This is a genomic window from Mesorhizobium sp. J18, from assembly GCF_007829525.1.
GTDB lineage: Bacteria > Pseudomonadota > Alphaproteobacteria > Rhizobiales > Rhizobiaceae > VLJP01.
In genome coordinates this window covers 240,606-262,503 of record NZ_VLJP01000001.1, presented here as the reverse complement: position 1 = coordinate 262,503, position 21,898 = coordinate 240,606, and the positions used below count along the sequence as shown (strand labels likewise).

Below are 21,898 nucleotides of genomic sequence, written 5' to 3'. Positions count from 1 at the left end.
TCGTTCCACTAGCCTGCAGCCAAGGAGTCCGGCATGGCCGAAACCGTTCTCGCCGATCTTTTTCCCCTGTCCGCAGATACCACGCCCTACCGGAAACTCACCTCCGATCATGTCGGCCTGGATACCTTTCGCGGTCAGAAGATCCTGACGGTCGAGGCGGAAGGCCTGCGGCTCCTCTCGGAAGCCGCCTTCTCGGACATCAACCACCTTCTGCGGCCTGGACACCTCAAGCAACTCGCCAGCATTCTCGAAGATCCGGAGGCCACCGACAACGACCGTTTCGTCGCCTATGATCTGCTGAAGAACGCCAATATTGCGGCGGGCGGCGTGCTTCCCATGTGCCAGGACACCGGCACTGCCATCATCATGGGCAAGAAAGGGCGGCACGTCTGGACCGAAGGTGGCGACGCCGAGGCGCTAGGCCGCGGCGTACTCGATGCCTATGAACGCAAGAACCTGCGTTATTCGCAGCTCGCGCCGCTTGCCATGTTCGAGGAGAAGAACACCAGGAACAACCTGCCCGCCCAGATCGAGATCTATGAGGAGGGCGAGGACACCTACAAGTTCCTCTTCATTGCCAAGGGCGGCGGCTCGGCCAACAAGACCTTCCTCTATCAGGGTACGCCTTCGCTGCTCACTCACGACCGGCTGGTCGACTTTCTGAAGGAAAAGATCCTGACGCTCGGCACCGCCGCCTGCCCGCCTTACCACCTTGCCGTCGTGATCGGCGGGACCTCGGCGGAGATGAATCTGAAAACGGTCAAGCTTGCCTCGACCCGGTATCTCGACGGCCTGCCCACATCGGGAAGCGAGGCTGGCCATGCCTTCCGCGATCTGGAGATGGAAGCAGAAATCCATAAGCTCACCCAGTCCATGGGCGTCGGCGCGCAGTTCGGCGGCAAATATTTCTGCCATGACGTACGCGTCATCCGCCTGCCGCGGCACGGGGCGTCACTGCCCATCGGGCTTGGCGTCTCCTGCTCTGCGGATCGTCAGGCGCTGGGCAAGATCACGAAGGACGGCATCTATATCGAGGAGCTGGAAACGAACCCCGCGCGCTTTATGCCGGACATCGACGAAGAGAAGCTGACTTCGCATGTGGTGCGCATCGATCTCAGCCAGCCTATGATGCAGATTCTCAAGGAGCTGTCCCAACATCCGGTAAAAACACGGCTTTCTCTGTCGGGTCCGATCATCGTGGCGCGCGATCTGGCGCATGCCAAGATCCGCGAGCGGCTGGAAAAGGGCGAGCCCATGCCGGACTATTTCAAGAATCATCCGATCTATTATGCGGGGCCCGCCAAGACGCCGGCGGGCTATGCTTCGGGCTCTTTCGGCCCGACCACGGCGGGCCGTATGGATTCCTATGTCGACCAGTTCCAGTCCTTCGGCGGCTCCATGGTGATGCTCGCCAAGGGCAACCGTTCGCGCCAGGTGCGTGAAGCCTGCGCCCGTCATGGGGGCTTTTATCTCGGCTCGATCGGCGGTCCGGCTGCGCGTCTGGCACAGGATTGCATCAAGAAGGTCGAGGTCGTCGAATATCCCGAACTCGGCATGGAAGCGATCTGGCGCATTGAGGTGGAGGACTTCCCGGCCTTCATCGTCATCGATGACAAGGGCAACGACTTCTTCAAGGAATTGAACCTCGGCTGAACCAGCGGCGTGCAACAGGCGGCCTGCCTATTCTCACGCGACAACCCGCCCAAGATCGCCGGCCGCGAATGCCTTCACCTGGGCCAGTATTTCGGGATCGGCAATGATACGCCTGTGGCCCCTGCCCGGAGCCCAGAAAAGCCGGACATGCGGCCCCGCTTCTGCGAAAGCTTCCGCATCGCGCGGCGGAACCTCCTTGTCGTCCGGAGCATGGATGACAAGCGCCGGCACGTCGAGGCCGGCAAGCTGGGCCGCGCCGACATAGTCCTCCAGGGGATGTCCGGCTATGCGTTGCACCTGGTCAGCGACGGCGGTCTGCGTTTTTGGTCCGAGACCAAGGAATCTTCCGAAATCCTCGAAAATAGCCGGCATGGAGCTTGGCGCGGCGATCAGGACCAGCCGTCCGACATCGATCGGCGGAATGCCGTCCACGGAACCGGCAACGGCATTGACAGCCACCGCGCCGCCGAAGGAATGGCCGACAATGACGTCGAAGGGACCGAACCATTTCGCCGTTTCATGGGCCGCCGCAACGGGACGCCGGCCCGGAGACTGGCCGTGCCCTGGCAGNGGGACCGAACCATTTCGCCGTTTCATGGGCCGCCATATGGAGACGCCGGCCCGGAGACTGGCCGTGCCCTGGCAGATCAATGGAGAGGACGCGAAACCCCTCCCCGCGCAAGGTCTCTATCACGCCGCGCATATGCTCCGTGCGCGATTTCCAACCATGGATCACGAGAGCGGTTGGCCGGCGCGGCCGGCCGCTTCCCTGTCGGAATTCATGGACCGTCACATTGCCGAATTTCGCCGTCAGGCAATGCCGCCGCGCATCGATCATGAAGGATTGAGCCGATTGTACGATCCGCTTCTCCTTGGGAGAGAGGCGCACCGGGTTCGGAGTGCGGCAAAAGAGTTCGAACGCGGCACGTCCACCAAGTCTTGGCGCGAGGTGCTCCGCCATGCCAAATAGACCACGGATGACCAGATAGCCGAAGGATGCCATAGTGGTGACTCGAGAATTGGTTCAATGCTGAACATATTAGTTCAACCATGAACAAAAGACAACATCTGCCTTGGGACAATCCGCGTTTTCGCAACTGGATCGCCGTCGTTCGCGCCGAAAAGGCCGTTGTTCGCGCCCTGACGCGCGCGCTGGCTCCGCTAGACCTGAAGATCGGCCAGCTTGATGTCCTGATGAACCTCTACCGCCATCCTGGCATGTCGCAGCACGATCTCGCCCGCCGGCTGCTCGTGGGACGTTCCAACATCACCATGCTCCTGCCACAGCTTGAAGCGCAGGGGTTGCTGGAACGCGAGAGCGATCCGAAGGACAAGCGCATCATGCGGCTCCGCCTGACCGAAAAGGGCGAAGCTCTCCTGATGCGGGCGCTGGAGATTTATCAGGGGCTGATCGACAAGGTGATGGCGCAATCGACTCCCGCCCAATGCGACGCCATGGGCGAGCAGATGCGCCGCATCGTCGAGGTGTTGAAGGATGATTAGCCGAAGACGATCTTTCGGGATGGAAGCCTGATGCCAGCGAGTCTCGCGGCCTATATCGGCGCGGCGCTCGCGGAAATCGCGGGCTGCTTCGCCTTCTGGGCCTGGCTGAGGCTGGGCAAATCCGCCATCTGGCTACTCCCAGGCACCGCCTCGCTCATTGTATTCGCCTATCTTCTGACGCTTGTAGAAAGCGGTGCCGCCGGCCGCACATTCGCGGCCTATGGCGGCGTGTATATCGCAGCATCGCTGGCTTGGCTGTGGATTGTGGAAGGCGTCAGGCCCGACCGCTGGGACATCACCGGAGCCATGATCTGCCTTGCCGGCGCCGCCGTAATCATTGCAGGTCCACGATAGTTACCATATGGATTTGGTGGCGCGTTCGGGCCACTCTTTGTCATAGGTTTTCGCGTTGATGCGGGCGGCGCTCGTCCGCTCGAGAATCTGCCCCGGCGTCGGAAGGCTTTTGGGATCGACGTGGCGATCCGGATTCCATAACTGCGACCTGATGATAGCCCGAGCGCATTGGAAGTAGACCCGCTCGACCTCGACAATGATCACCGATCGCGCCGCCTTCCTGTCCATGGTGAAGCTTTCGCAGAGGGTGGGATCGATGCTGATCTTGGCCTTGCCATTCACCCGCAACGTAGTGCCGGAGCCGGGCACAAGGAAAAGCAGGCCCACGCGCCCGTCGCGGATGATGTTCTTCAGCGAATCCGCGCGATTGTTGCCGTGCCGGTCCGGCATCATCAGGGTGCGCTCGTCATGGATGCGGACAAAGCCGGCGAGATCGCCGCGCGGCGAGCAATCGAGCCCTTCCGGGCCGGCTGTGGCAAGGGCAACGAAGGGTGACGCCTCGATGAAAGCCGCATATTCCGGGATGATGTGGTCGACTTCCTTGACCAGCGATGCCTCTCCCGGTTCCCCGTAAAGGGCTTCCAGTTCCTCGACGGATTTGATGATGCTCATTCTGCCTCGCTTTCAGCGGTCATTTGCACGGCTTTGATAAAGGTCGCATGACAGTGCACTCAGTCGCGCGACAATCCTTTTTCGGAGAGTTCGTCGAGATAGGCCTGCCAGCGCTCGGCCTTTTCCTCACCGAGCCTGTGGAGATAGATCCAGGTGAAGATGCCGGTGTCATGCCCGTCATCGAATATGATCCGTACGGCATAATTTCCAACCGGCTCGATATTGGCGATCATGACATTCCTCTTGCCAGGAACGGTCACCCGCTGCTCCGGCGAATGTCCTTGCACTTCCGCCGATGGCGAAAGCACCCTCAGCATCTCTGCCGGCAGTTCAATCGGGGTCTCGCCATCAAATGTGACGGTCAGAAGCTTGCGGTCCTTCGAGACGCGTAATTCCTTCGGCGGCTTCATGTAGCAAAATCCCTCCAAGGCTTCCCTACGCCGGATTCCTTGAACAGGGAAGCCGTATCAAGGCATCGTTGCAGATGCGGAGCCATCGATGATAGCGTGCGCCGGTCTCGCAGCCTTGAAGATGCCGCCGGGCACACGATTTTGACCAAGAACAGCCTTTTCGGCTGAGAACGGTAAGGAAATGACGGAATTCAACGGTAGCAGCATGATCGATCCGTTTGGACGCGCCATCACCTATCTGCGCGTTTCCGTCACCGATCGCTGCGATTTCCGCTGTGTCTATTGCATGGCGGAGGACATGCATTTCCTGCCCAAGAAGGACCTGTTGAGTCTTGAGGAACTGGATCGACTCTGCACCCTCTTCATCGAAAAGGGCGTCAGGAAACTGCGGCTGACCGGCGGCGAGCCGCTGGTGCGCAAAAACATCATGCATCTGGTGCGCGAGCTCTCGCGCCATTTGAAATCCGGTGCGCTGGAGGAACTGACGCTCACCACCAACGGATCGCAGCTTGCACGCTTCGCCGACGAGCTTGCCGATTGCGGCGTGCGCCGCATCAACATCTCGCTCGATACGCTCGATTCGCAGAAATTCCGCTCGATCACCCGTTGGGGCGATCTCGACAAGGTGATGCGCGGCATAGAGGCAGCCGAGCGTGCCGGGCTGAAGATCAAGCTTAACGCCGTCGCCCTTAAGGGTTTCAACGAGTTCGAGATTCCCGACATGATCCGCTGGGCGCACGGTCGCGGCATGGACCTCACGCTCATCGAAACCATGCCGCTCGGCGAGATCGATGCCGACCGGACGGACCAGTACCTCCCGCTATCGCATATGCGGGCCGAACTGGAACGTCAGTTCACCCTGACCGACATCCCCTTCAAGACCGGCGGTCCGGCGCGCTATGTGGAGATCTCGGAGACAGGGGGCCGGCTCGGTTTCATCACACCCCTCACCCACAATTTCTGCGAAGGCTGCAACCGCGTCCGAATCACCTGTACCGGAACGCTCTATATGTGCCTTGGACAGGAGGATGCCGCAGACCTTCGTGCGCCTCTGCGCGCCTCGGAGGGCAACGAACTGCTTTCGCAAGCGATTGACGAAGCAATCGGCAGGAAACCCAAGGGCCACGATTTCGTCATAGACCGCCAGACAAGGCGACCCGCCGTCTCACGCCACATGAGCGTGACCGGCGGCTGACAACAAGTTCGGTCTTCTGGCCCGATTGCCTTTCGCGCAGCACCACCGTAAGGCTCTGCTTCTCCGATAGCAGTCTGCAGGACAGTCGTGCCCCTCTCCCCCAATCTTCGCGGGGCGTTGTTCATGTCGATCTCGATGGCGGGATTCACCATGAACGATGCTCTCACCAAAGCAGTGATCGGATCAATGAATGCCGGCCAGGTCATGCTGGTTCGCGGCCTTTTCGCCACTTGCCTTATCGGACTGCTGGCCTGGCGACTCGGTGCCTTGCGGGCGCCTGGCGTGATCCTTCATCCGATGGTCGGCCTGCGCATCCTGGGCGAAGTCGGCGGCACGGTCACCTTTCTGACCGCTCTTGCCCATATGCCTCTCGCCAATGCATCGGCCATTCTGCAGGCCCTGCCGCTGGCGGTGACGATGGGCGCTGCCCTGTTTCTGGCCGAGCCGGTCGGGTGGCGCAGATGGTGCGCCATTAGCGTCGGGTTCCTCGGCGTCATGGTGATCGTTCGTCCCGGCTTCGAGGGCTTCAACACCTATTCGCTCTTTGCGCTGATCTGTGTGATGTTCTGCGCGGTGCGCGATCTTGCGACGAGACAGGCGCCGGCGAAGATCCCAACGCTTTTCCTGTCCACGGTGACAGCCGCTTCGGTCACGATTTGCGGAGCGATCCTCATAGTTCCCCTCGGCGGTTGGTCTCCTCCGAGCCCGACCGAAACCAGTCTGCTCTTCGCGGCCGCCGTTCTCCTCCTGTTCGGCTATCAGTTCATCATCATGTCCTTGCGAGAAGGTGAGATATCCTTCATCGCCCCCTTCCGCTATACCGCGCTGTTATGGTCGATCTTCCTTGGCTTCCTGGCTTTCGGAGACATGCCCGATATCGCCATGATGATCGGGGCGGGAATGGTCGTGCTGTCCGGTCTCTATTCGCTGTATCGCGAACAGGTCGTTGGGCGGAAGACGCCGATCGCCGAGAGCACCAGTCCAGCCATGGCCCCCGACGGCACCTGATGAAGTCGAAAGCTGCTCCCGCACAATGACTGTCCGCCGCCCAGACCGCACGACACCGCCGCATATCCTGACGCTTGTTACGGCAACGGCGACGGGTGCGGTCGCCATGAATGTCTTCCTCCCTTCGCTGCCCGGCATGGCGCGCCATTTCGAGGCCGACTACGGCGTCGTTCAACTCGCCGTCTCACTCTATCTGGCCGCCATGGCTGTCCTGCAACTGGGTATCGGCCCGGCCTCCGACCGCTTTGGCCGCCGGCCTGTCATGCTTGTGAGTTTTGCGATCTTCATCCTGAGCACGGCGGCAGCCGTAGCCGCGCCAACGATCGAATTCCTTCTCGGTTGCCGTATCCTGCAGGCTTTCGCGGCCTCGGGCATGGTGCTCTCCCGTGCGATCGTCCGCGATACGGTGGGACCGGACGAGGCAGCCAGCCGCATTGGCTATATCACCATGGGCATGGCGCTGGCGCCCATGATCGGGCCGGTGATCGGCGGTGTTCTCGATGAACTGTACGGCTGGCAGGCGACCTTCATGCTCATGCTGGCCTTCGGGCTGATTGCCTTTGCCGTAGTCTTCTTCGATCTCGGTGAAACCAACATGGCAGCCTCATCCAGCATTGCCGAGCAGATGGGGAACTATCCGCAGCTTTTCGGCTCGCGCCGTTTCTGGGGTTACACGGCAACCGCCGCATTCACCTCGGGAAGCTTTTTCGCCTTCCTTGGCGGCGGGCCCTATGTGGCGACAGAGATCCTGCATCTCTCGCCATCGGGCTATGGACTCTATTTCGTGCTTCTGTCGGTCGGCTATATGCTCGGCAACTATGCTTCCGCTCGCCATTCCCGCACTGTCGGCATCAACCGGATGATGCTGTTGGGCAATGTCATCTCGACGGTCGGCGTGCTTCTATCCATGTCGCTGTTCGCTGCGGGCTATTTCCATGCTCTGGCTCTTTTCGGCCCGATCTTCTTCGTCGGCGTAGGCAACGGAGTGACCATGCCCAATGCGAATGCCGGGATCGTCAGCGTGCGCCCGCATCTCGCAGGTTCCGCCTCGGGTCTCGGCGGCGCGCTGCAGATCGGTGGCGGCGCAGCTCTTTCCGTCGCCGCAGGCGCGCTCCTGTCGCAGGAGAGTGGCCCTTCCCCCCTGCTCTGGGTGATGTTGGTCTCCTCACTCGCGGCAGTCGCCGCTACCTTCTATGTGATGCATGTGGCGCGGGAAGCAGGCGATCTTTAGGACCATCCATGGCAAGCAGAGCGGCATGACCCAACGCGTTTTCGGCATCACCGGCTGGAAGAACTCAGGCAAGACAACCCTGACCGAGAAGCTTGTCGCGGAATTTTCCAGGCGTGGCCTGAAGGTTTCAACCGTCAAGCATGCCCATGACAGTTTCGACATAGACAAGGAAGGCACCGATTCCTTCCGTCATCGCACTGCCGGTGCTTCGGAAGTGGCCATCGTCTCGTCAAATCGCTGGGCGCTCATGCATGAGATGAGAGGTGAGAAGGAGCCCGCCCTGAAGGAAATCCTCGCCTGCCTTTCGCCTTGCGACCTGGTCCTCGTGGAAGGCTTCAAGAAGGACCGTCACGAGAAAATCGAATGCAGGCGTGCAGATGCCCGGGACCATTCGCCTCTTTCGGCACCGTCCATCGTTGCCATTGCCTCGGATCACCCCTTGAAGAACGAAGCGCGGCCCGTATTCGCGCTCGACGACGTGCCTACAATAGCCGATTTCATCCAAAGACGGACGGGGCTGTCTCCACGTAGTTGATAAAAGCTTTTCCGGTTGCTTTTTCATTTCAAAGGGTGGGAGTATTCGTTACTGCTGCCCTGCGTGATTGGCAGGCAACACAAGAACAGAGAGGAACACAAATGGGTATCTCACGGCGGATCGTTCTCGCATTGTCGGCGACAGCACTGGCTATGTCGATGGGGGCTGCGAGCGCTCAGGACGCGACGAAGCTCAAGATCGGCACGGAAGGCGCCTACCCTCCCTTCAACAATCTGAATGCCAGCGGCGAGCTGGAAGGCTTCGACATCGACATCGCGAAGGCCCTTTGCGAGGAGATGAATGCCGAATGCGAGTTTGTGACCCAGGAGTGGGACGGCATCATCCCCGCGTTGCAGGCGGGCAAGTTCGACGCGATTATCGCTTCGATGTCGATAACGGAGGAACGTGCGCAGCAAGTGGATTTCACGGATCCCTACTACACCAATTCGCTCACATTCATCGCGCCCAAGGAATCCGATTTCGATCCGTCGGCCGCTGACGGCAAGGTGATCGGCGTGCAGCAGGGAACCATCGCAGCAGCCTTCGTGGAGGAAAATTATCCGAATGCGGATCTGAACGCCTATCCGTCGCAGCTCGAAGCATGGGCCGACCTTTCGAATGGCCGCGTCGACGCCGTGCTCGCGGACTTCGGTGTGCAATATGGGTGGGTCCAGAGCGACGACGGACAATGCTGCGAATTCAAGGGAGATCCCGTCGACAGCAATGACCGCATCGCCATTGCCGTGCGCAAGGGAGAGACCGAACTGGCGGAGAAGTTCAACACCGCCATAGCCGCCATTCGTGAGAACGGGAAATATGCCGAGATAAACAAGAAATATTTCCCCTTCGACATCTTCGGCGAATAATCGATTGACGGGGACGCCGGAAGCTACGTATCCGCATATTCGGATATGATCCGGCGCCCTCTTCTATCGTGCCATTGAAGGTCCGAACTGAATTGGACGTCTCCGGCGCGATCGATCGCAGGACGGCCTGATGACCGACTACCGGACACTTCTGAGTTTCGGGCCGGAAGGCTGGGGCGACGACATAGCGGCAGGCGTTCTGGTCACGGTGGCGCTGGCTCTCGCAACGCTTCCCTTCGGCCTCGCTATCGGCTTCCTGGTCGCGCTGGCCAAGCAATCGGGCGAAAAGACGCTGCGTCTTGCCGGAAATATCTACACCACCGTCTTTCGCGGCCTTCCCGAACTCCTGACGCTGTTCCTGGTCTTTTACGGGGCGCAGATCGGAATCCAGCAGTTCGTGCGGCTCTTCGATGCGAAAGCGACGGTAGAAATCAATTCCTTCGTAGCCGGCATGGTGGCGCTTGGCGCGGTCTTCTCCGCCTATGCCAGCGAGGTCTTCCAATCCGCTTTCCGCGCCATTCCCAATGGGCAATATGAAGGCGGCTATGCCATCGGGCTTTCGAAACTGCAGACCATGCGGCTCGTCATCCTGCCGCAACTGATCCGCATCGCCCTGCCTGGTCTCGGCAATCTGTGGCTGATCCTCCTGAAGGACACCGCGCTGGTCTCCGTCATTGGTCTTGCCGATATCCTGCGCCAGACGGGCATCGCCGCGCGCGTCACCAGGGAGGCGTTCCTCTTCTTCGGCCTGGCCTGCCTGATCTATCTGGCACTGGCGATTCTTTCCTCCATCGCCTTCGGGGCGATCGAGCGCTGGAGCGGCAAGGGTGGAGTCCAGCGATGACGGCCGAAAACCTGACCACCGTCCCCCATGTCGATCGTCCACCGCCGCTGCCGGCCCGCTGGACGCAGGCGCGCATTCTTGGAACCACGCTGCTTTGCCTGTGGGCCGCAGCTGGCCTTGGATTAATCTATTTTCTCGTTCGCTCCTGGAACCCCGATCTCTTACACAGATACGCGCCCAATTACCTGTCCGGATTGTGGGTCACGATCCAGCTCGTTGTAATCTCGATCATCATCGGCGCGCTGCTGTCGATTCCGATTGCCTGTGGCCGCATGTCGAAGAACCGGATCTGGTCCGGCCTCGCCTATGGCTATGTCTATTTCTTTCGCGGTACGCCGCTACTGGCGCAAACCTTCCTTGTCTATTACGGCCTCGGCTCGTTCCGGCATCAGCTCGATGCCATCGGCCTCTGGACCTTCTTCCGCGACGCTTGGTATTGCGCGCTCTTCGCCTTTTCTCTCAACACAGCCGCCTATCAGGCTGAAATCCTTAGAGGCGCGATCGAGAGCGTCGGCAAGGGGCAATGGGAGGCCGCAAAGGCGCTCGGCCTCTCGCGCATCCAGGCCCTCCGCAAGATCATCCTGCCGCAGGCCCTCATCGTGGCTCTGCGGCCCTATGGCAACGAGATCATATTGATGATCAAGGGCTCGGCCATCGTCGCCATCATCACCGTCTACGACCTTATGGGCGAAACACGCCGCGCCTATTCGCGTACTTTCGATTTCCAGACCTATATCTGGGCGGCGATCATCTATCTCGCCATTGTCGAAGCATTGCGTAATATCGTTGACTGGATCGAGCGGCGCATAACGCGTCACCTGCAGCGATAGCCGCTGGCACAATCAGCAGACATGGGAGCAGAAAATGGCAAGAGTAGCATTTCTCGGCATGGGCGTTATGGGCTATCCGATGGCCGGCCACCTGAAGAACAAGGGCGGCCACGAGGTCACCGTCTATAACCGCACCACCGCAAAGGCCGAGAAATGGGCAACCGAATATGGCGGCGACCATGCCCCTACTCCGGCGGAAGCTGCCCGCGACAAGGATTTCGTCTTCGCCTGCGTCGGCAATGACGACGACCTGCGCTCCATCACGCTGGGGGAAAACGGCGCCTTCGCCGCGATGAAGAAGGGCGCGATCTTCATCGACAATACGACCGCCTCGGCGGAAGTGGCCCGCGAACTGGCGGCCGAAGCGGAAAAGCGCGGTTTTTCCTTTCTCGACGCTCCCGTATCGGGTGGTCAGGCCGGAGCCGAGAATGGCGTTCTGACCGTCATGTGCGGCGGCGAGCAGGAAGTCTTCGATCGCGCCAAGCCTGTCATCGACGCCTATGCGCGCATGGTTGGGCTGATGGGCCCTGTCGGCGCAGGGCAGCTTACCAAGATGATCAACCAGATCTGCATCGCGGGCCTCGTACAAGGTCTCGCCGAAGGCATCCATTTCGGCAAGAAAGCCGGTCTCGACATAGAGAAGGTGGTCGAAGTCATCTCCAAGGGCGCCGCCGGCTCCTGGCAAATGGAGAACCGCTACAAGACCATGAACGAAGGCAAGTACGATTTCGGCTTTGCGGTCGACTGGATGCGCAAGGATCTGGGCATCTGCCTCGAGGAGGCAAACCGCAACGGCGCCAAACTGCCCGTCACGGCCCTGGTGGATCAATTCTACAAGGAAGTCCAGGCGATGGGAGGCAACCGCTGGGACACCTCATCGCTTCTGGCGCGGCTTGAAAAATGAGGCCAAGGCCGCGCTGACGCCGGCATCCACCGCCGAGGAGATCGTCGCCCATCTCAGGACTCTCGGCTCGCAGGATAACCGTCAGGGCATGTTGCGCTACGGCATCAGGATAGACCGTGCCCTCGGCGTTCCGCGTGGCGTCCAACGGGACATCGCCAGGAAGATCAAGCACAATCACGAGCGCGCGTTCGAACTTTGGGAAACCGGCATCACCGAAGCGCAGTTCATCGCCGCGCTCACTGCCGACCCGGAGCTATTTACCGTAGAAGATGCAAGACGTTGGGCGGCAGAGTTCGACTCCTGGGACATTGTTGACGGCGTATCCGACCTCTTCGTGGATACGGATCACTGGCGCTCGCTGATCGAGGAATTCGCCGAGGATGAGCGCGAATTCGTCCGCAGAGCCGCCTTTGCGATGATGGCCTGGTCGTCCGTACACCGAAAGCGGGAACCGGAAGAGACCTTTCTCACCTTCCTGCCGATCATCGAGCGGCACTCGACCGACCGACGGAATTTCGTCAGGAAGGCGGTGAGCTGGGCCTTGCGCTCCATCGGCAAGCGCTCATCATCTCTTCGCGCAGCGGCCTTGAGGATTGCCGAGCGGCTGGCCGCCTCGGACCACAAGACGGCGCGCTGGATCGGCAAGGACGCAATCCGCGACCTCAACTCCGCAGCAACGCAGCGTCGGCTCGCAGCCAAAAGCAAATGAAGCCATGTCAAACTGGCGGTTCGCACCGGTCACTTCGGCAAACTGGAATGATTTCAACTCCCTGTTCGAAGCCAAAGGGGGACCAAGCTATTGCTGGTGCATGGCATGGCGCCCCATGTCGGATCGTCAGACGGCTTCCAATGCCGACAGAAAAGCGGCCATTTCGGCGCTGGTCGAAACAGGGAAGCCGATCGGCATCCTTGCCTATGATGGCGCAGGAAAGGCTGTGGGCTGGTGTTCCGTCGCGCCGCGAGAAACGTTCCGTAAGCTCTCCCCCCAACAGAACGACGAACAGGAAGGCATCTGGTCGATCACCTGCTTCTTCGTTCGGCGAGAGCATCGGGGGACAGGGCTCAGCTCCGCCCTGCTCGATGCGGCCGTGAACCATGCATTGGGGCAAGGTGCCAAGGCGGTGGAAGCCTATCCGGTGGATCCGGAGTCACCAAGCTACCGATTCATGGGATTCAAGGCGATGTTCGCCGCCCACGGCTTCCGCCAGACAGGAAAAGCCGGTTCACGGCGCTATGTAATGCTCCTCGAGGAGCTCTAAGCTGCGTTGCTTGCCTCTTTGTCGAGCACCAGATAGTCCAGCGGCAATTCGGTCGTGTATTTGATCTGCTCCATGGCGAAGGACGACGACACGTCGCGGATCTCGATCTTGCTGATCAGCTTCTTGTAGAAGACGTCATAGGCCGCGATGTCAGGCACCACCACGCGCAGCAGATAGTCGACATCGCCGCTCATGCGATAGAACTCGATCACCTCCGGGAATTCCTGAATCACCTCGGAAAAGCGACGCAGCCACTCATGGCTATGCGAATTGGTGCGAATGGCGACGAAGACCGTAACCCGCGCATTGATCTTCGCAGGATCGAGGATCGCCACGCGGCGCTTGATGACGCCCTCCTCCTCGAGCTTCTGGATGCGCCGCCAGCATGGCGTGGTCGAAAGGCCAACCTTCTTTGCTATATCGGCCACGGCAAGGGTGGAATCTTCTTGCAGCAGACGCAGAATCTTACGGTCGAGGCGATCCATATGGGAAGCTCCAGTAGAATTTTTCCCTATTTTCGCCTTTGATAGGCAGATCTACAAGAAAATTTTTCTCATGGCCTGCGAAAGTGAAGGCAGCACGTGCCTCATTTTGGTTGGAGGCGACTACGGATTTCCCCTTTCAGCAAAGGGAGCAAATCTGTTTCAAACCACGCATTCCGCTTCAGCCAGCCGGTATTGCGCCACGACGGATGCGGCAGAGGCAGGATTTTGGGCCTATAGGAAGAAAAGAATATCTCACGCCAGTCCATCACCGTCTCGGTCAACGATTTCCGCCTGCGAGCGCCGAGATGCCATCGATGTGCATATTGGCCGATGGCGAGCACCAGTTCGATCTGCGGCATGGCCGCCATGAGCCTCCCGTGCCAGCGAGCGGCACATTCGCGGCGCGGCGGCATATCTCCGCCCTTGTCATCGTATCCCGGGAAACAGAACCCCATCGGGACGATCGCAAACCGCGAAGCATCGTAGAATTCCTCGCGCGTAACACCCATCCAGTCGCGCAGGCGGTCTCCCGAGCGGTCGTTGAAAGGAAGACCGGATTCGTGAACACGAAGGCCTGGAGCCTGACCGGCAATGAGAACCCTGGCCGTGCGCGAGCCGACCACGACCGGCCTTGGTTCATGCGGCAAGGGCCGGCCGTCCGGCCGTTCGACACAAATCCGGCAAGCCCGGATGTCGGCGAGCAGCCGTTCAAGAGTTTCGGTCATGACTCCAGATGGTTGTTTGGCGGCAGGTCTAAGCCTTGGCACTCGGACGCGCCGCAACGGTCTCGTACCAGCGCCTCAGATGGGCAAGGTCAGAAGGCATTTCAATGCGCGCCGGCTTCATGAAATCGACGGTGATCAAGGCCGTGATGTCGGCAATGGAATATTCGTCACCCGCAATGAACTCCCTGTCGGCCAGTTCCTTGTCGAGCAGCCGCATGAATTCGACCGCCTTGGGCTTGTTCGCCTCACCCCATTCCGGGACCTGAGGCACTTCCCATTCCTTCATCGCCGGATGGATATGGCGGAAGGCGGCCGCTACTGCCGCATAGAAATTCAGTTCCACTCGCCGCTGCCACATCTCGACCAGCGCCTTGCCGAGAGCGCCCTTGCCGAAAAGGACAGGCTCGGGACGAAGCTCCTCGAAATAGCGGCAGATCGCGATCGATTCGGTGATGATGGTGCCGTCATCGAGCTCCAGGATCGGCAGCCGCTGCAAAGGGTTGCGCCTGGTCAGCTCTTCGGATTTGTGGCCCATAGCGCCCATATCGACAGGCACCATAGGAATTGCGATGCCCTTTTCCGCCAGGAATACCCGCACGCGGCGGGGATTGGGCGCACGGCCTCCGTCATAAAGCTTCATGATCCTACCTCCATCCTTGTCTCAAGACTGCTCAGCCGGCACCGGAAAAGCCGACTATCTGGCGCAGCCAATTCATCAACCGCCCGAAAGCATCATGCGGCATGCCCGCCGCCGTCCCGTGGCGGACCCGCCAATCGTGCGGACGTTCGAAACTGCCGGCCCAAAGTCCCGCCCCCGATTGCCGCGCCTCGGCCTCCGTGGCGTGGTAATCGCCATAGGCAACTGCCCAGCCGGACCTCACCAGTGCCTCGCCCAGATCCTTGCCGCTGGCCTCGCATCTGGCAAGAAGCCGGTCATAACGATCGCGCTCCCATCCCTTGCATGTGACGCCACTGCCCGCCGTCAGCCGCCGTAATTCCCTGATCGCCTCCTTCCCACAGGCATATTCCGCGCCGTTGCGAGTGCAGAGCTGATCGAATTCGGGAGCATCGATGCCGCGCAGGCGGATGCGCTGGTCGTTCAGCGTCAGCGTATCGCCGTCATTGACGACGACCCTCCCCGATACAGTTCGTTCGGCGACCTGCTCCAGCCTTGCGGTAACGATGAAACCCAATCCCAGAATGCCCAAGGCAAGCGCAACATCCAGGAAGAAGCGCGCCGGGCTACGGCGGCTCCTGCGAGGTCGTGCAAAGCGGCGGACGCTCATGGGCGAAGAGAACCCTTACTCATTCAGCTGCAGCTTGCACAATTCAGTCGGATAGTAGCCCATGGCGTTTGAAGGCCCGCATATGTCGGGACAAGTTCATTGTGGACCCCTGGAAACCGCATCGCAACAGCCATATGGCGCTTTCACATCGACACGGAGGCGATCGTCGCCTTTCCCGCAGGCAGGATGACAGAAGCCCTGCGGCACAGCCCGGCGAGCAGCCGCTGAGGATGGCCGCCGGACTGGTTGAGGATCGCGCCAGAGGTGAAGCGTACCCGCCGGTACGGCTGGCCACCGGGAATTCCGGCACAAATCGGCTCGTTCCATCATAGGCGTACCGGCCGGTACGCCTATGGAATCAGGCCGAAGCGGAGTGGCTGCGCATTCGCACTTCCGCGAAACCCGCCGCTATCTGGGCGGCTGCCTTGATGATCCCGGCGGCAAGGGCGGCGCCGGTACCCTCGCCTTCCCTCACATGGAAGTCGAGGAGCGGACCAAGGCCGAGGCGATCCGCCACCCTTTTGTGCGGCTCACTGATGCTGCCGGCGAGGATGCAATGATCGATCGCCGCCGGATTCGCGGCATGCAGGACTGCGGCAGCGGCCGTGGTGGCAAGCCCGTCGAGTATGACCGGCACCTTTTCTATCCGCGCGGCGAGGATGGCGCCGGCGATTGCCGCAACCTCACGGCCCCCGAGCCGCCGCAGGATCTCCAGCGGATCGGCATGACGGTGGAGATTGATTGCGGCGTCAATCAACTTCACGCGCTCGGCTCCTTTATCCGTCCAGTCTTTCGCGCCGCCTCCGAAAAGTGCGGCAAAGATCGCCGTCGCGGGAATATCGTTGTCTGTGCCGAGATCACCGATGCAGATGAGATCGGTACCGCCGGCAACGGCCTCCATGCCGAAAGCCATGGTGGCAGCGCATCCGCGTTCATCCAAGGCGGCCGCACGGCTGATGTCTTCGACCGGCAGATCGAGAGCGAGATCAAAGACCTTCAGGCTCAGATCGTTGACGGAACAAAGCCTGTTGAGTGCGGCCGCGCCCGCCGCAAGCCGCTCGACGCGATGCTGTGTTTCGGCAATCGGGTCCGGCGTTCCCAGTGCCGCCGAAACGCCATGAGTGCCGGCGAACACCGCCATGAGCGGCCTTCCGGGCAGAGCCGCCGGACGGCCCGTCCAGGCAGCGAGCCAGAGAGCGATTTCCTCGAGCCGGCCCAAGGCTCCCGCCTCCCTGCCGCCGAGTTCGAAGGCGCGGTGCACGAAAGTGGCAGCGGCCTCGTCCGGGCCGGGAAGCTGTCTCAGCAGGTTGCGGAAATCATCGAAGGGAAGCCCGGAAGCAGTCATGGGGACACTCTCTGTCTTGCATGAGGACGGCATACCGACGCCAAAGGCCAAAGACAATGGCGGCCTGCCGCCAAGGCCCTTGTGCTTCCTCCTCGATTACACCATGTGGATTAAGGGCAATCGCCCGTGTGGAATGGAAACGGGTCTGATGTCAGCGATCGAATCCCCCTGCATCCTCGTCTGCTCGATAGACATGAAGACCGGCTACTGCTTCGGATGCGGCCGCACGCGCGAGGAAATCACCGATTGGCTGACCATGAGCGCCGAGAAGCGCCGCGAGGTCATGGAGGCGCTCCCCGCCCGGCTTGCCACGGTCGAACGCCGCCCGCGACGCGAGACGAGGCGCGCCCGCATGGCCCGTGAACGCAGCGGAACTTCGTGAGATGTCGGAACGCTTCCTGTGGATCATTCTCGCCGTTATAGGCGGCGGCCTGATCCTGCTGATCGCCAACAATGATTCCGGCCAGACCTTCGGCATCGGCAATGATGCTTTCGCCCGGACCCTATATCTCGGTGTGTGGGGCCTGGTCCTTGCGGCCGCCATTCTCGGTTCGGGAATGCGGCTAGGCCACATAGCAAGAAGCCTCGCCATCTGGCTGTTCGTGATCCTGGTGCTCATGGCCGGCTATCAATACCGTTATGAATTGCAGGACATCGCCAGCCGCGTTACGGCCGGCCTCGTTCCAGGCAGTCCCTTGTCCATTACCGAAGAGGATGGCAACCTCGTCATGCTGGAAAAGGGCGCGGGCGGCCATTTCGAGGTGCGGGCTGAATTCAACGGCCACACGATCCGAACATTGGTCGATACCGGAGCGACAAGCACCGTTCTTTCGTCTGAGGATGCCTCCCGAATAGGCTTCGACCCGGCGAACCTCACCTACAATGTGCCTGTTTTCACCGCGAACGGCACCGCGCGCGCCGCTCGCGTGACGATGGAGGAGATCCGCATCGGTTCGATATCCCGGACGAACATGCCGGTTCTCGTGGCCGAGCAGGGACGGCTCGGCCAAAGCCTGCTCGGCATGAACTTCATAGGCTCGCTTTCGGGCTTCGACGTGCGTGGAGACCGCATGATCCTGCGCGATTGACGCGGCCTAAGCAGCGCGTCGGCTGGCGCTCAGATCGACTTCGGCGGCGGCGCGCAGCAACACCTCCGCTCCCGCACCGTGCCGCGTGGCTTCCGTCGAAAGCATCTGACGATAGCGTCTTGCCCCCGGGAAGCCATGGAACAGTCCGGTCATGTGCCGCGTCACATGTACGAGACGGCCTCCTGAAGCAATGTGCCTATCGGCATATTCCACCATCGCCTCGACAACGACCGTCAGATCGCGCGGCACTGACTTTGCCCCGTAAATCACCCGATCGACATCGGCCAGGACCGAGGGGCTGTGATAGGCGGCACGCCCCAGCATGGCGCCGTCGACACGTTCCAGATGCCGCTGCGCTTCCCCAAGATCCTGAATTCCGCCGTTTATCCCAATGAATCGATCCGGATATTTATCCTTCAATCGGTAGACCCGGTCATAGTCAAGCGGCGGGATATCGCGGTTCTCCTTCGGGCTCAGCCCTTCCAGCCAGGCCTTGCGCGCATGCACCCAGAGTGCATCGGCACCGGCAGAAAACACGCCTTCCGCAAGCGTGTCCAAGGCGAGCTCGGGATCCTGATCGTCCACCCCGATACGGCATTTGACCGTAACGGGAATCGAGACCGCCTCCTTCATCGCCGCCACGCATGCAGTAACCACCTCCGGCCTTTTCATCAGGCACGCGCCGAAGGTGCCCGACTGAACCCGATCCGAAGGGCAGCCGACATTCAGATTGATCTCGTCATAGCCGAATGACTCGCCGATACGCGCAGCCTCGGCAAGCTTGGCGGGTTCGGAGCCGCCCAATTGCAGCGCCACCGGTTGCTCCACCGGATCGAAGCCGATGAGGCGCGACCGATCGCCATGGATGACAGCATCCGCCACCACCATCTCGGTATAAAGCAGCGCACGGCCGGTCAATTGCCGATGAAAATATCGGCAATGCCTGTCCGTCCAATCCATCATCGGCGCGACGGAAAATTTATTATGACTTTCAGTCACTTAATTGACATCTCTAAATCTGGACTGTGCACCGGCATCGCATAACTCATAGGTCGCCATCCCACTCGCACACTTGTACATCGATACTTTCCCGCCTGATGGCAGAAAGCTAGTTAAGAGGTTATGGGATCAAATTCCACTGCCCGCCATTGCGCTTTGCATCCGCTACCATAGGTAGGCACATACCTACATAGAAGTGCACCAGCCGCGACGCCACGCAAGGTGCACGTCTGCGCGGCTGGCTCGACAATCATATCCGGCCCGGGTTCTCCGGGCGCATCCTGCCGTCGACGACGAGATCGCGACGCGCTGCGCGCATCTGCATATCCCCGATCGGCGCAACGAGGCCGACGCCTTGATCGCCGCCACTGCGCTGGTCCGCAGCTTGACCGTGGTGACGCGCAATGTCCGGGACTTCGAGGGTACCGGCGTCATCGTCATCGATCCTTGGCATGGCTGACCGGACCCTCATTGCCGATCCAGCCCACGTGGCACCATATTTCAGATGAACGAAAGTCTCCGAAAATTCACCCCCAAAATTTGGTACCAGCCCACAAGGTTCCCGTGCACGGAACCCGCAATAGAGCACATCGCGAACCGCATACCACCACTACTACCGCTACCTGCCGCGCGTCATCTCGCCTCTCGCGACTGGGCCGGGTTCGGTTTATGAACATATCCGGTGGATGATCGTCCGGTGCCGAGCAACGACAAAGGAGTGGCTAGATGGCAATTCCAGAGAAATTCCGAAACAGGCTGCGCCTGCCGGCGATTGCCGCTCCCATGTTCCTCACATCCGGGCCCGATCTGGTGGTCGAGACCTGCCGCGCGGGGCTGATAGGCACTTTTCCGAGTCTGAACCAGCGGACGAGCAAAGGCTATGGCGAATGGCTGGAACAGATTGAGGAGCGCCTGGACACGTTGCCTGACGCCGCTCCCTACGGCGTGAACCTGATCGTTCACAAATCCAATCCGCGCGTCGAGGCGGACTTGAAGGTGACGGTCGACCACAAGGTCCCGCTCGTCATCACGTCGCTCGGCGCCGTCCGCGACGTGGTTGACGCGGTTCATTCCTATGGCGGACTCGTATTCCACGATGTCATCAACCGTCGGCATGCGGAAAAAGCAGCCGAGGCAGGCGTGGACGGCATCATAGCGGTCTGTGCAGGTGCGGGCGGTCATGCGGGCACCATGAGTCCATTTGCCCTGATTCCGGAAATCGCCTCCTTCTTTTCCGGCACGATCGTGCTCTCCGGCGCGATCAGCACAGGCCGGCAGATCGCGGCCGCACGTATGATGGGCGCCGATTTCGCCTATCTCGGCACGCGCTTCATCGCGACCCGCGAATCCATGGCGGCCGACGCCTACAAGGAAATGATCATCGCATCCTCTGCGGCCGATGTCGTCTATACGCCGGCTATCAGCGGCGTGAACGCCAATTTCCTGCGCCCCAGCATCGCGGCCGCGGGACTCGACCCGGACAACCTGCCGGATCACGGAAAAATGGACATGAGCAACGAGTCTCGTGCCTGGAAAAATGTCTGGTCGGCGGGCCAGGGCGTCGGCTCGATCAGCGCGGTTCCTCCCGTCGCCGAACTTTGCAAGGACCTGATTTCGGAATATCGCAAGGCCATGGAGGAAGCGGCGGAAGACCCGTTCCAGGATCTGTCGGCCCGCTCCATGCGGCTGATGGCCTGACCCGATCATGGCGTCCAGTCCGAACACGGCAAGCGCCCGCCTCCTTCTTGTTGCCGGAGGCCTTTGCGGGGCGGCGGGCGTAGCGCTCTCCGCCGTCGCGGCTCACATTGGCGGCGGAAACATCGGCACCGCCGCCTCTTTCCTGCTCGTGCATGGGCCTGCCTTCCTGGCGCTGGCGTCTCTGCCCTTCTCGCGCGGAACAATGGCGGGCGCCTATTCGATACTGCTTGGCCTTGCGCTTTTTGCCGGCGATCTTCTCTCCCGCCACTATCTCGGCGGACGACTGCTCCCGATGGCTGCTCCCGCGGGCGGACTTCTCCTGATCGCGGGATGGCTTGCAATCGCCCTGTCGGCCTTGCTGCGGCCTTCCACCTGATGCGGCTCAGGCCGGCTTTACCAGTTCCTTGAGTCTGGCAATGACCGCATCGAACTCTTCTTCCCCCAGCGCCCTGGTATTAAAAAGCTCCATGCTGCGGATTCCCTCGATGGCGAGAAAGACGATCATCGCCATGGTAGGATCCACGGAATTGTTCTTCATGCGATCGAGCAGGATACGGTTGAAGCGGCGCACCGGATCGAGCAGGTTCGGATTTTCCGCCAGCGCCACCATCAGGCCCGAAGGCGGCGGCTGCTTGCGTTTGTGCTCGCGCGTGAAAAGGTCGACATAAGCATTGACCACATTGTTGGGGGCGCCTTCGTTCAGCCTTTCCCTCTTCTTCATCCCCTCATCGAACGCGTGGAGATGATATTCCACCAGAGCTTCCAACAGCTTCGCTTTGGTCGGGAAATGGTATAAAAGACCGCCCTTCGACACACCGGCGCGCTGGGCAACGGCATCGAGCGAAATATGCCCTGGTCCGACCTCCCGCGCCAAATGGTCTGCTGCAGACAGGATTTTATCTCGTGCGCCCGATCTTCCGTCTGCCAATTGAGGGAAACTCCTTGAGTGAGGTCTTGACAATACCGTCCAGACGGTACAGTAAACGAGCCCCGTATGGCAAGGTGCACGTGGAAAACCCAGCTACAGCGGCGCTGATCGCGGATCGCACCGATTTTTTCACCTCGCAA

28 protein-coding genes and 1 pseudogene are annotated in these 21,898 nt (G+C 60.6%); 18 read left to right on the top strand and 11 right to left on the bottom strand.

Annotation, left to right across the window (positions count from 1 at the left end):
- Window positions 1–33: 33 nt before the first annotated feature.
- The gene (locus L598_RS01235; protein ID WP_144859239.1) at window positions 34–1,653 is read left to right on the top strand and encodes a fumarate hydratase; all 1,620 of its coding nucleotides are present in this window, start codon (window positions 34–36) and stop codon (window positions 1,651–1,653) included.
- A gap of 33 nt (window positions 1,654–1,686) precedes the next feature.
- Here the strand turns inward: L598_RS01235 and L598_RS21695 are convergent, their stop codons facing one another.
- Window positions 1,687–2,250, bottom strand: a complete 564-nt coding sequence (locus L598_RS21695; protein WP_246658566.1) for a lysophospholipase — start codon at window positions 2,248–2,250, stop codon at window positions 1,687–1,689.
- Entirely contained in the window at window positions 2,171–2,356 is a 186-nt protein-coding gene (locus L598_RS21690) for a hypothetical protein (protein ID WP_246658577.1), read from the bottom strand. Before L598_RS21690 ends, L598_RS21695 begins: the two co-directional genes overlap by 80 nt.
- 347 nt (window positions 2,357–2,703) lie before the next feature.
- On the opposite strand from L598_RS21690, the gene L598_RS01225 reads away from it, so the two are divergent.
- Together L598_RS01225 and L598_RS01220 are read left to right on the top strand one after the other, a co-directional pair.
- Window positions 2,704–3,156 (top strand): MarR family transcriptional regulator, encoded by a 453-nt coding sequence (locus L598_RS01225; RefSeq protein WP_144859237.1) that lies wholly within the window; start codon window positions 2,704–2,706, stop codon window positions 3,154–3,156.
- A gap of 30 nt (window positions 3,157–3,186) precedes the next feature.
- Entirely contained in the window at window positions 3,187–3,510 is a 324-nt protein-coding gene (locus L598_RS01220; protein WP_144859235.1) for a YnfA family protein, read from the top strand.
- Here the strand turns inward: L598_RS01220 and L598_RS01215 are convergent, their stop codons facing one another.
- Window positions 3,511–4,122, bottom strand: coding sequence for a pyridoxamine 5'-phosphate oxidase family protein (locus L598_RS01215; protein WP_144859233.1), 612 nt, complete (start codon window positions 4,120–4,122; stop codon window positions 3,511–3,513).
- Window positions 4,123–4,181: 59 nt separating this feature from the next.
- Window positions 4,182–4,532 carry a DUF971 domain-containing protein gene (locus L598_RS01210; protein WP_144859231.1) on the bottom strand — a complete coding sequence of 117 codons (351 nt, stop codon included), beginning with the start codon at window positions 4,530–4,532 and terminating at the stop codon, window positions 4,182–4,184.
- A gap of 181 nt (window positions 4,533–4,713) precedes the next feature.
- On the opposite strand from L598_RS01210, the gene moaA reads away from it, so the two are divergent.
- From moaA to L598_RS01160, 10 genes are all read left to right on the top strand, one after another.
- Window positions 4,714–5,727, top strand: a complete 1,014-nt coding sequence (gene moaA, locus L598_RS01205; RefSeq protein ID WP_144859229.1) for a GTP 3',8-cyclase MoaA — start codon at window positions 4,714–4,716, stop codon at window positions 5,725–5,727.
- Window positions 5,728–5,814: 87 nt separating this feature from the next.
- Window positions 5,815–6,735 carry a DMT family transporter gene (locus L598_RS01200; protein WP_144859227.1) on the top strand — a complete coding sequence of 307 codons (921 nt, stop codon included), beginning with the start codon at window positions 5,815–5,817 and terminating at the stop codon, window positions 6,733–6,735.
- A 25-nt stretch (window positions 6,736–6,760) separates the two neighbouring features.
- Complete coding sequence (locus tag L598_RS01195) at window positions 6,761–7,966, top strand: multidrug effflux MFS transporter (protein ID WP_144859225.1); 1,206 nt, start codon at window positions 6,761–6,763, stop codon at window positions 7,964–7,966.
- Window positions 7,967–7,991: 25 nt separating this feature from the next.
- Window positions 7,992–8,501 carry a molybdopterin-guanine dinucleotide biosynthesis protein B gene (gene mobB / locus L598_RS01190; protein ID WP_144859223.1) on the top strand — a complete coding sequence of 170 codons (510 nt, stop codon included), beginning with the start codon at window positions 7,992–7,994 and terminating at the stop codon, window positions 8,499–8,501.
- Between the two features lie 101 nt (window positions 8,502–8,602).
- Entirely contained in the window at window positions 8,603–9,367 is a 765-nt protein-coding gene (locus L598_RS01185) for an ABC transporter substrate-binding protein (RefSeq protein ID WP_144859221.1), read from the top strand.
- A gap of 130 nt (window positions 9,368–9,497) precedes the next feature.
- Entirely contained in the window at window positions 9,498–10,211 is a 714-nt protein-coding gene (locus L598_RS01180; RefSeq protein WP_144859219.1) for an ABC transporter permease, read from the top strand.
- The gene (locus L598_RS01175) at window positions 10,208–11,041 is read left to right on the top strand and encodes an ABC transporter permease (RefSeq protein WP_144859217.1); all 834 of its coding nucleotides are present in this window, start codon (window positions 10,208–10,210) and stop codon (window positions 11,039–11,041) included. Before L598_RS01180 ends, L598_RS01175 begins: the two co-directional genes overlap by 4 nt.
- A gap of 34 nt (window positions 11,042–11,075) precedes the next feature.
- Complete coding sequence (locus tag L598_RS01170) at window positions 11,076–11,945, top strand: NAD(P)-dependent oxidoreductase (RefSeq protein WP_144859215.1); 870 nt, start codon at window positions 11,076–11,078, stop codon at window positions 11,943–11,945.
- A 13-nt stretch (window positions 11,946–11,958) separates the two neighbouring features.
- The gene (locus tag L598_RS01165) at window positions 11,959–12,654 is read left to right on the top strand and encodes a DNA alkylation repair protein (protein WP_144859368.1); all 696 of its coding nucleotides are present in this window, start codon (window positions 11,959–11,961) and stop codon (window positions 12,652–12,654) included.
- Between the two features lie 4 nt (window positions 12,655–12,658).
- Window positions 12,659–13,204 carry a GNAT family N-acetyltransferase gene (locus L598_RS01160; protein WP_144859213.1) on the top strand — a complete coding sequence of 182 codons (546 nt, stop codon included), beginning with the start codon at window positions 12,659–12,661 and terminating at the stop codon, window positions 13,202–13,204.
- On the opposite strand, the gene L598_RS01155 is transcribed toward L598_RS01160, so the two are convergent.
- The 5 genes from L598_RS01155 to L598_RS01135 form a co-directional block, all read right to left on the bottom strand.
- Complete coding sequence (locus tag L598_RS01155) at window positions 13,201–13,689, bottom strand: Lrp/AsnC family transcriptional regulator (protein ID WP_144859211.1); 489 nt, start codon at window positions 13,687–13,689, stop codon at window positions 13,201–13,203. The genes L598_RS01160 and L598_RS01155 overlap by 4 nt on opposite strands.
- A gap of 101 nt (window positions 13,690–13,790) precedes the next feature.
- The gene (locus tag L598_RS01150; protein ID WP_144859209.1) at window positions 13,791–14,414 is read right to left on the bottom strand and encodes a uracil-DNA glycosylase family protein; all 624 of its coding nucleotides are present in this window, start codon (window positions 14,412–14,414) and stop codon (window positions 13,791–13,793) included.
- 28 nt (window positions 14,415–14,442) lie between these two features.
- Window positions 14,443–15,054 (bottom strand): glutathione S-transferase, encoded by a 612-nt coding sequence (locus tag L598_RS01145; protein ID WP_144859207.1) that lies wholly within the window; start codon window positions 15,052–15,054, stop codon window positions 14,443–14,445.
- 31 nt (window positions 15,055–15,085) lie between these two features.
- Complete coding sequence (locus L598_RS01140) at window positions 15,086–15,700, bottom strand: thermonuclease family protein (protein WP_144859205.1); 615 nt, start codon at window positions 15,698–15,700, stop codon at window positions 15,086–15,088.
- Between the two features lie 358 nt (window positions 15,701–16,058).
- Complete coding sequence (locus L598_RS01135; protein WP_144859203.1) at window positions 16,059–17,045, bottom strand: nicotinate-nucleotide--dimethylbenzimidazole phosphoribosyltransferase; 987 nt, start codon at window positions 17,043–17,045, stop codon at window positions 16,059–16,061.
- A gap of 148 nt (window positions 17,046–17,193) precedes the next feature.
- Between L598_RS01135 and L598_RS01130 the strand changes: the two genes are divergently transcribed.
- Together L598_RS01130 and L598_RS01125 are read left to right on the top strand one after the other, a co-directional pair.
- A complete protein-coding gene (locus L598_RS01130) occupies window positions 17,194–17,427 on the top strand; it encodes a DUF1289 domain-containing protein (RefSeq protein ID WP_144859201.1) in 234 nt (77 codons plus the stop codon).
- 1 nt (window position 17,428) lies between these two features.
- The gene (locus L598_RS01125; protein WP_144859199.1) at window positions 17,429–18,133 is read left to right on the top strand and encodes a TIGR02281 family clan AA aspartic protease; all 705 of its coding nucleotides are present in this window, start codon (window positions 17,429–17,431) and stop codon (window positions 18,131–18,133) included.
- 6 nt (window positions 18,134–18,139) lie between these two features.
- On the opposite strand, the gene dusA is transcribed toward L598_RS01125, so the two are convergent.
- Complete coding sequence (dusA, locus tag L598_RS01120) at window positions 18,140–19,132, bottom strand: tRNA dihydrouridine(20/20a) synthase DusA (protein ID WP_281407348.1); 993 nt, start codon at window positions 19,130–19,132, stop codon at window positions 18,140–18,142.
- Between the two features lie 206 nt (window positions 19,133–19,338).
- On the opposite strand from dusA, the pseudogene L598_RS01115 reads away from it, so the two are divergent.
- From L598_RS01115 to L598_RS01105, 3 genes and pseudogenes are all read left to right on the top strand, one after another.
- Window positions 19,339–19,592, top strand: a pseudogene (locus tag L598_RS01115) (PIN domain-containing protein); the annotation flags it as partial.
- 266 nt (window positions 19,593–19,858) lie between these two features.
- Complete coding sequence (locus L598_RS01110; RefSeq protein WP_144859197.1) at window positions 19,859–20,830, top strand: nitronate monooxygenase; 972 nt, start codon at window positions 19,859–19,861, stop codon at window positions 20,828–20,830.
- Window positions 20,831–20,837: 7 nt separating this feature from the next.
- Complete coding sequence (locus L598_RS01105) at window positions 20,838–21,206, top strand: DUF423 domain-containing protein (RefSeq protein ID WP_144859195.1); 369 nt, start codon at window positions 20,838–20,840, stop codon at window positions 21,204–21,206.
- Window positions 21,207–21,212: 6 nt separating this feature from the next.
- On the opposite strand, the gene L598_RS01100 is transcribed toward L598_RS01105, so the two are convergent.
- Window positions 21,213–21,758 (bottom strand): TetR/AcrR family transcriptional regulator, encoded by a 546-nt coding sequence (locus L598_RS01100; RefSeq protein WP_144859193.1) that lies wholly within the window; start codon window positions 21,756–21,758, stop codon window positions 21,213–21,215.
- Window positions 21,759–21,898 lie beyond the last annotated feature (140 nt).

What these genes read in the sequence shown, in the direction of transcription:
- L598_RS01155 (WP_144859211.1), bottom strand. Translation starts at nt 13,689, where the DNA reads ATGGATCGCCTCGACCGTAAGATTCTGCGTCTGCTGCAAGAAGATTCC.
- mobB (WP_144859223.1), top strand. Translation starts at nt 7,992, where the DNA reads ATGACCCAACGCGTTTTCGGCATCACCGGCTGGAAGAACTCAGGCAAG.
- L598_RS01135 (WP_144859203.1), bottom strand. Translation starts at nt 17,045, where the DNA reads ATGACTGCTTCCGGGCTTCCCTTCGATGATTTCCGCAACCTGCTGAGA.
- L598_RS01185 (WP_144859221.1), top strand. Translation starts at nt 8,603, where the DNA reads ATGGGTATCTCACGGCGGATCGTTCTCGCATTGTCGGCGACAGCACTG.
- L598_RS01175 (WP_144859217.1), top strand. Translation starts at nt 10,208, where the DNA reads ATGACGGCCGAAAACCTGACCACCGTCCCCCATGTCGATCGTCCACCG.
- L598_RS01110 (WP_144859197.1), top strand. Translation starts at nt 19,859, where the DNA reads ATGGCAATTCCAGAGAAATTCCGAAACAGGCTGCGCCTGCCGGCGATT.
- L598_RS01170 (WP_144859215.1), top strand. Translation starts at nt 11,076, where the DNA reads ATGGCAAGAGTAGCATTTCTCGGCATGGGCGTTATGGGCTATCCGATG.
- L598_RS01225 (WP_144859237.1), top strand. Translation starts at nt 2,704, where the DNA reads ATGAACAAAAGACAACATCTGCCTTGGGACAATCCGCGTTTTCGCAAC.
- L598_RS01105 (WP_144859195.1), top strand. Translation starts at nt 20,838, where the DNA reads ATGGCGTCCAGTCCGAACACGGCAAGCGCCCGCCTCCTTCTTGTTGCC.
- L598_RS01195 (WP_144859225.1), top strand. Translation starts at nt 6,761, where the DNA reads ATGACTGTCCGCCGCCCAGACCGCACGACACCGCCGCATATCCTGACG.
- L598_RS01150 (WP_144859209.1), bottom strand. Translation starts at nt 14,414, where the DNA reads ATGACCGAAACTCTTGAACGGCTGCTCGCCGACATCCGGGCTTGCCGG.
- L598_RS01215 (WP_144859233.1), bottom strand. Translation starts at nt 4,122, where the DNA reads ATGAGCATCATCAAATCCGTCGAGGAACTGGAAGCCCTTTACGGGGAA.
- L598_RS01180 (WP_144859219.1), top strand. Translation starts at nt 9,498, where the DNA reads ATGACCGACTACCGGACACTTCTGAGTTTCGGGCCGGAAGGCTGGGGC.
- L598_RS01210 (WP_144859231.1), bottom strand. Translation starts at nt 4,532, where the DNA reads ATGAAGCCGCCGAAGGAATTACGCGTCTCGAAGGACCGCAAGCTTCTG.
- L598_RS01160 (WP_144859213.1), top strand. Translation starts at nt 12,659, where the DNA reads ATGTCAAACTGGCGGTTCGCACCGGTCACTTCGGCAAACTGGAATGAT.
- L598_RS01220 (WP_144859235.1), top strand. Translation starts at nt 3,187, where the DNA reads ATGCCAGCGAGTCTCGCGGCCTATATCGGCGCGGCGCTCGCGGAAATC.
- L598_RS01125 (WP_144859199.1), top strand. Translation starts at nt 17,429, where the DNA reads ATGTCGGAACGCTTCCTGTGGATCATTCTCGCCGTTATAGGCGGCGGC.
- moaA (WP_144859229.1), top strand. Translation starts at nt 4,714, where the DNA reads ATGACGGAATTCAACGGTAGCAGCATGATCGATCCGTTTGGACGCGCC.
- L598_RS01140 (WP_144859205.1), bottom strand. Translation starts at nt 15,700, where the DNA reads ATGAGCGTCCGCCGCTTTGCACGACCTCGCAGGAGCCGCCGTAGCCCG.
- L598_RS01235 (WP_144859239.1), top strand. Translation starts at nt 34, where the DNA reads ATGGCCGAAACCGTTCTCGCCGATCTTTTTCCCCTGTCCGCAGATACC.
- L598_RS01130 (WP_144859201.1), top strand. Translation starts at nt 17,194, where the DNA reads ATGTCAGCGATCGAATCCCCCTGCATCCTCGTCTGCTCGATAGACATG.
- L598_RS01145 (WP_144859207.1), bottom strand. Translation starts at nt 15,054, where the DNA reads ATGAAGCTTTATGACGGAGGCCGTGCGCCCAATCCCCGCCGCGTGCGG.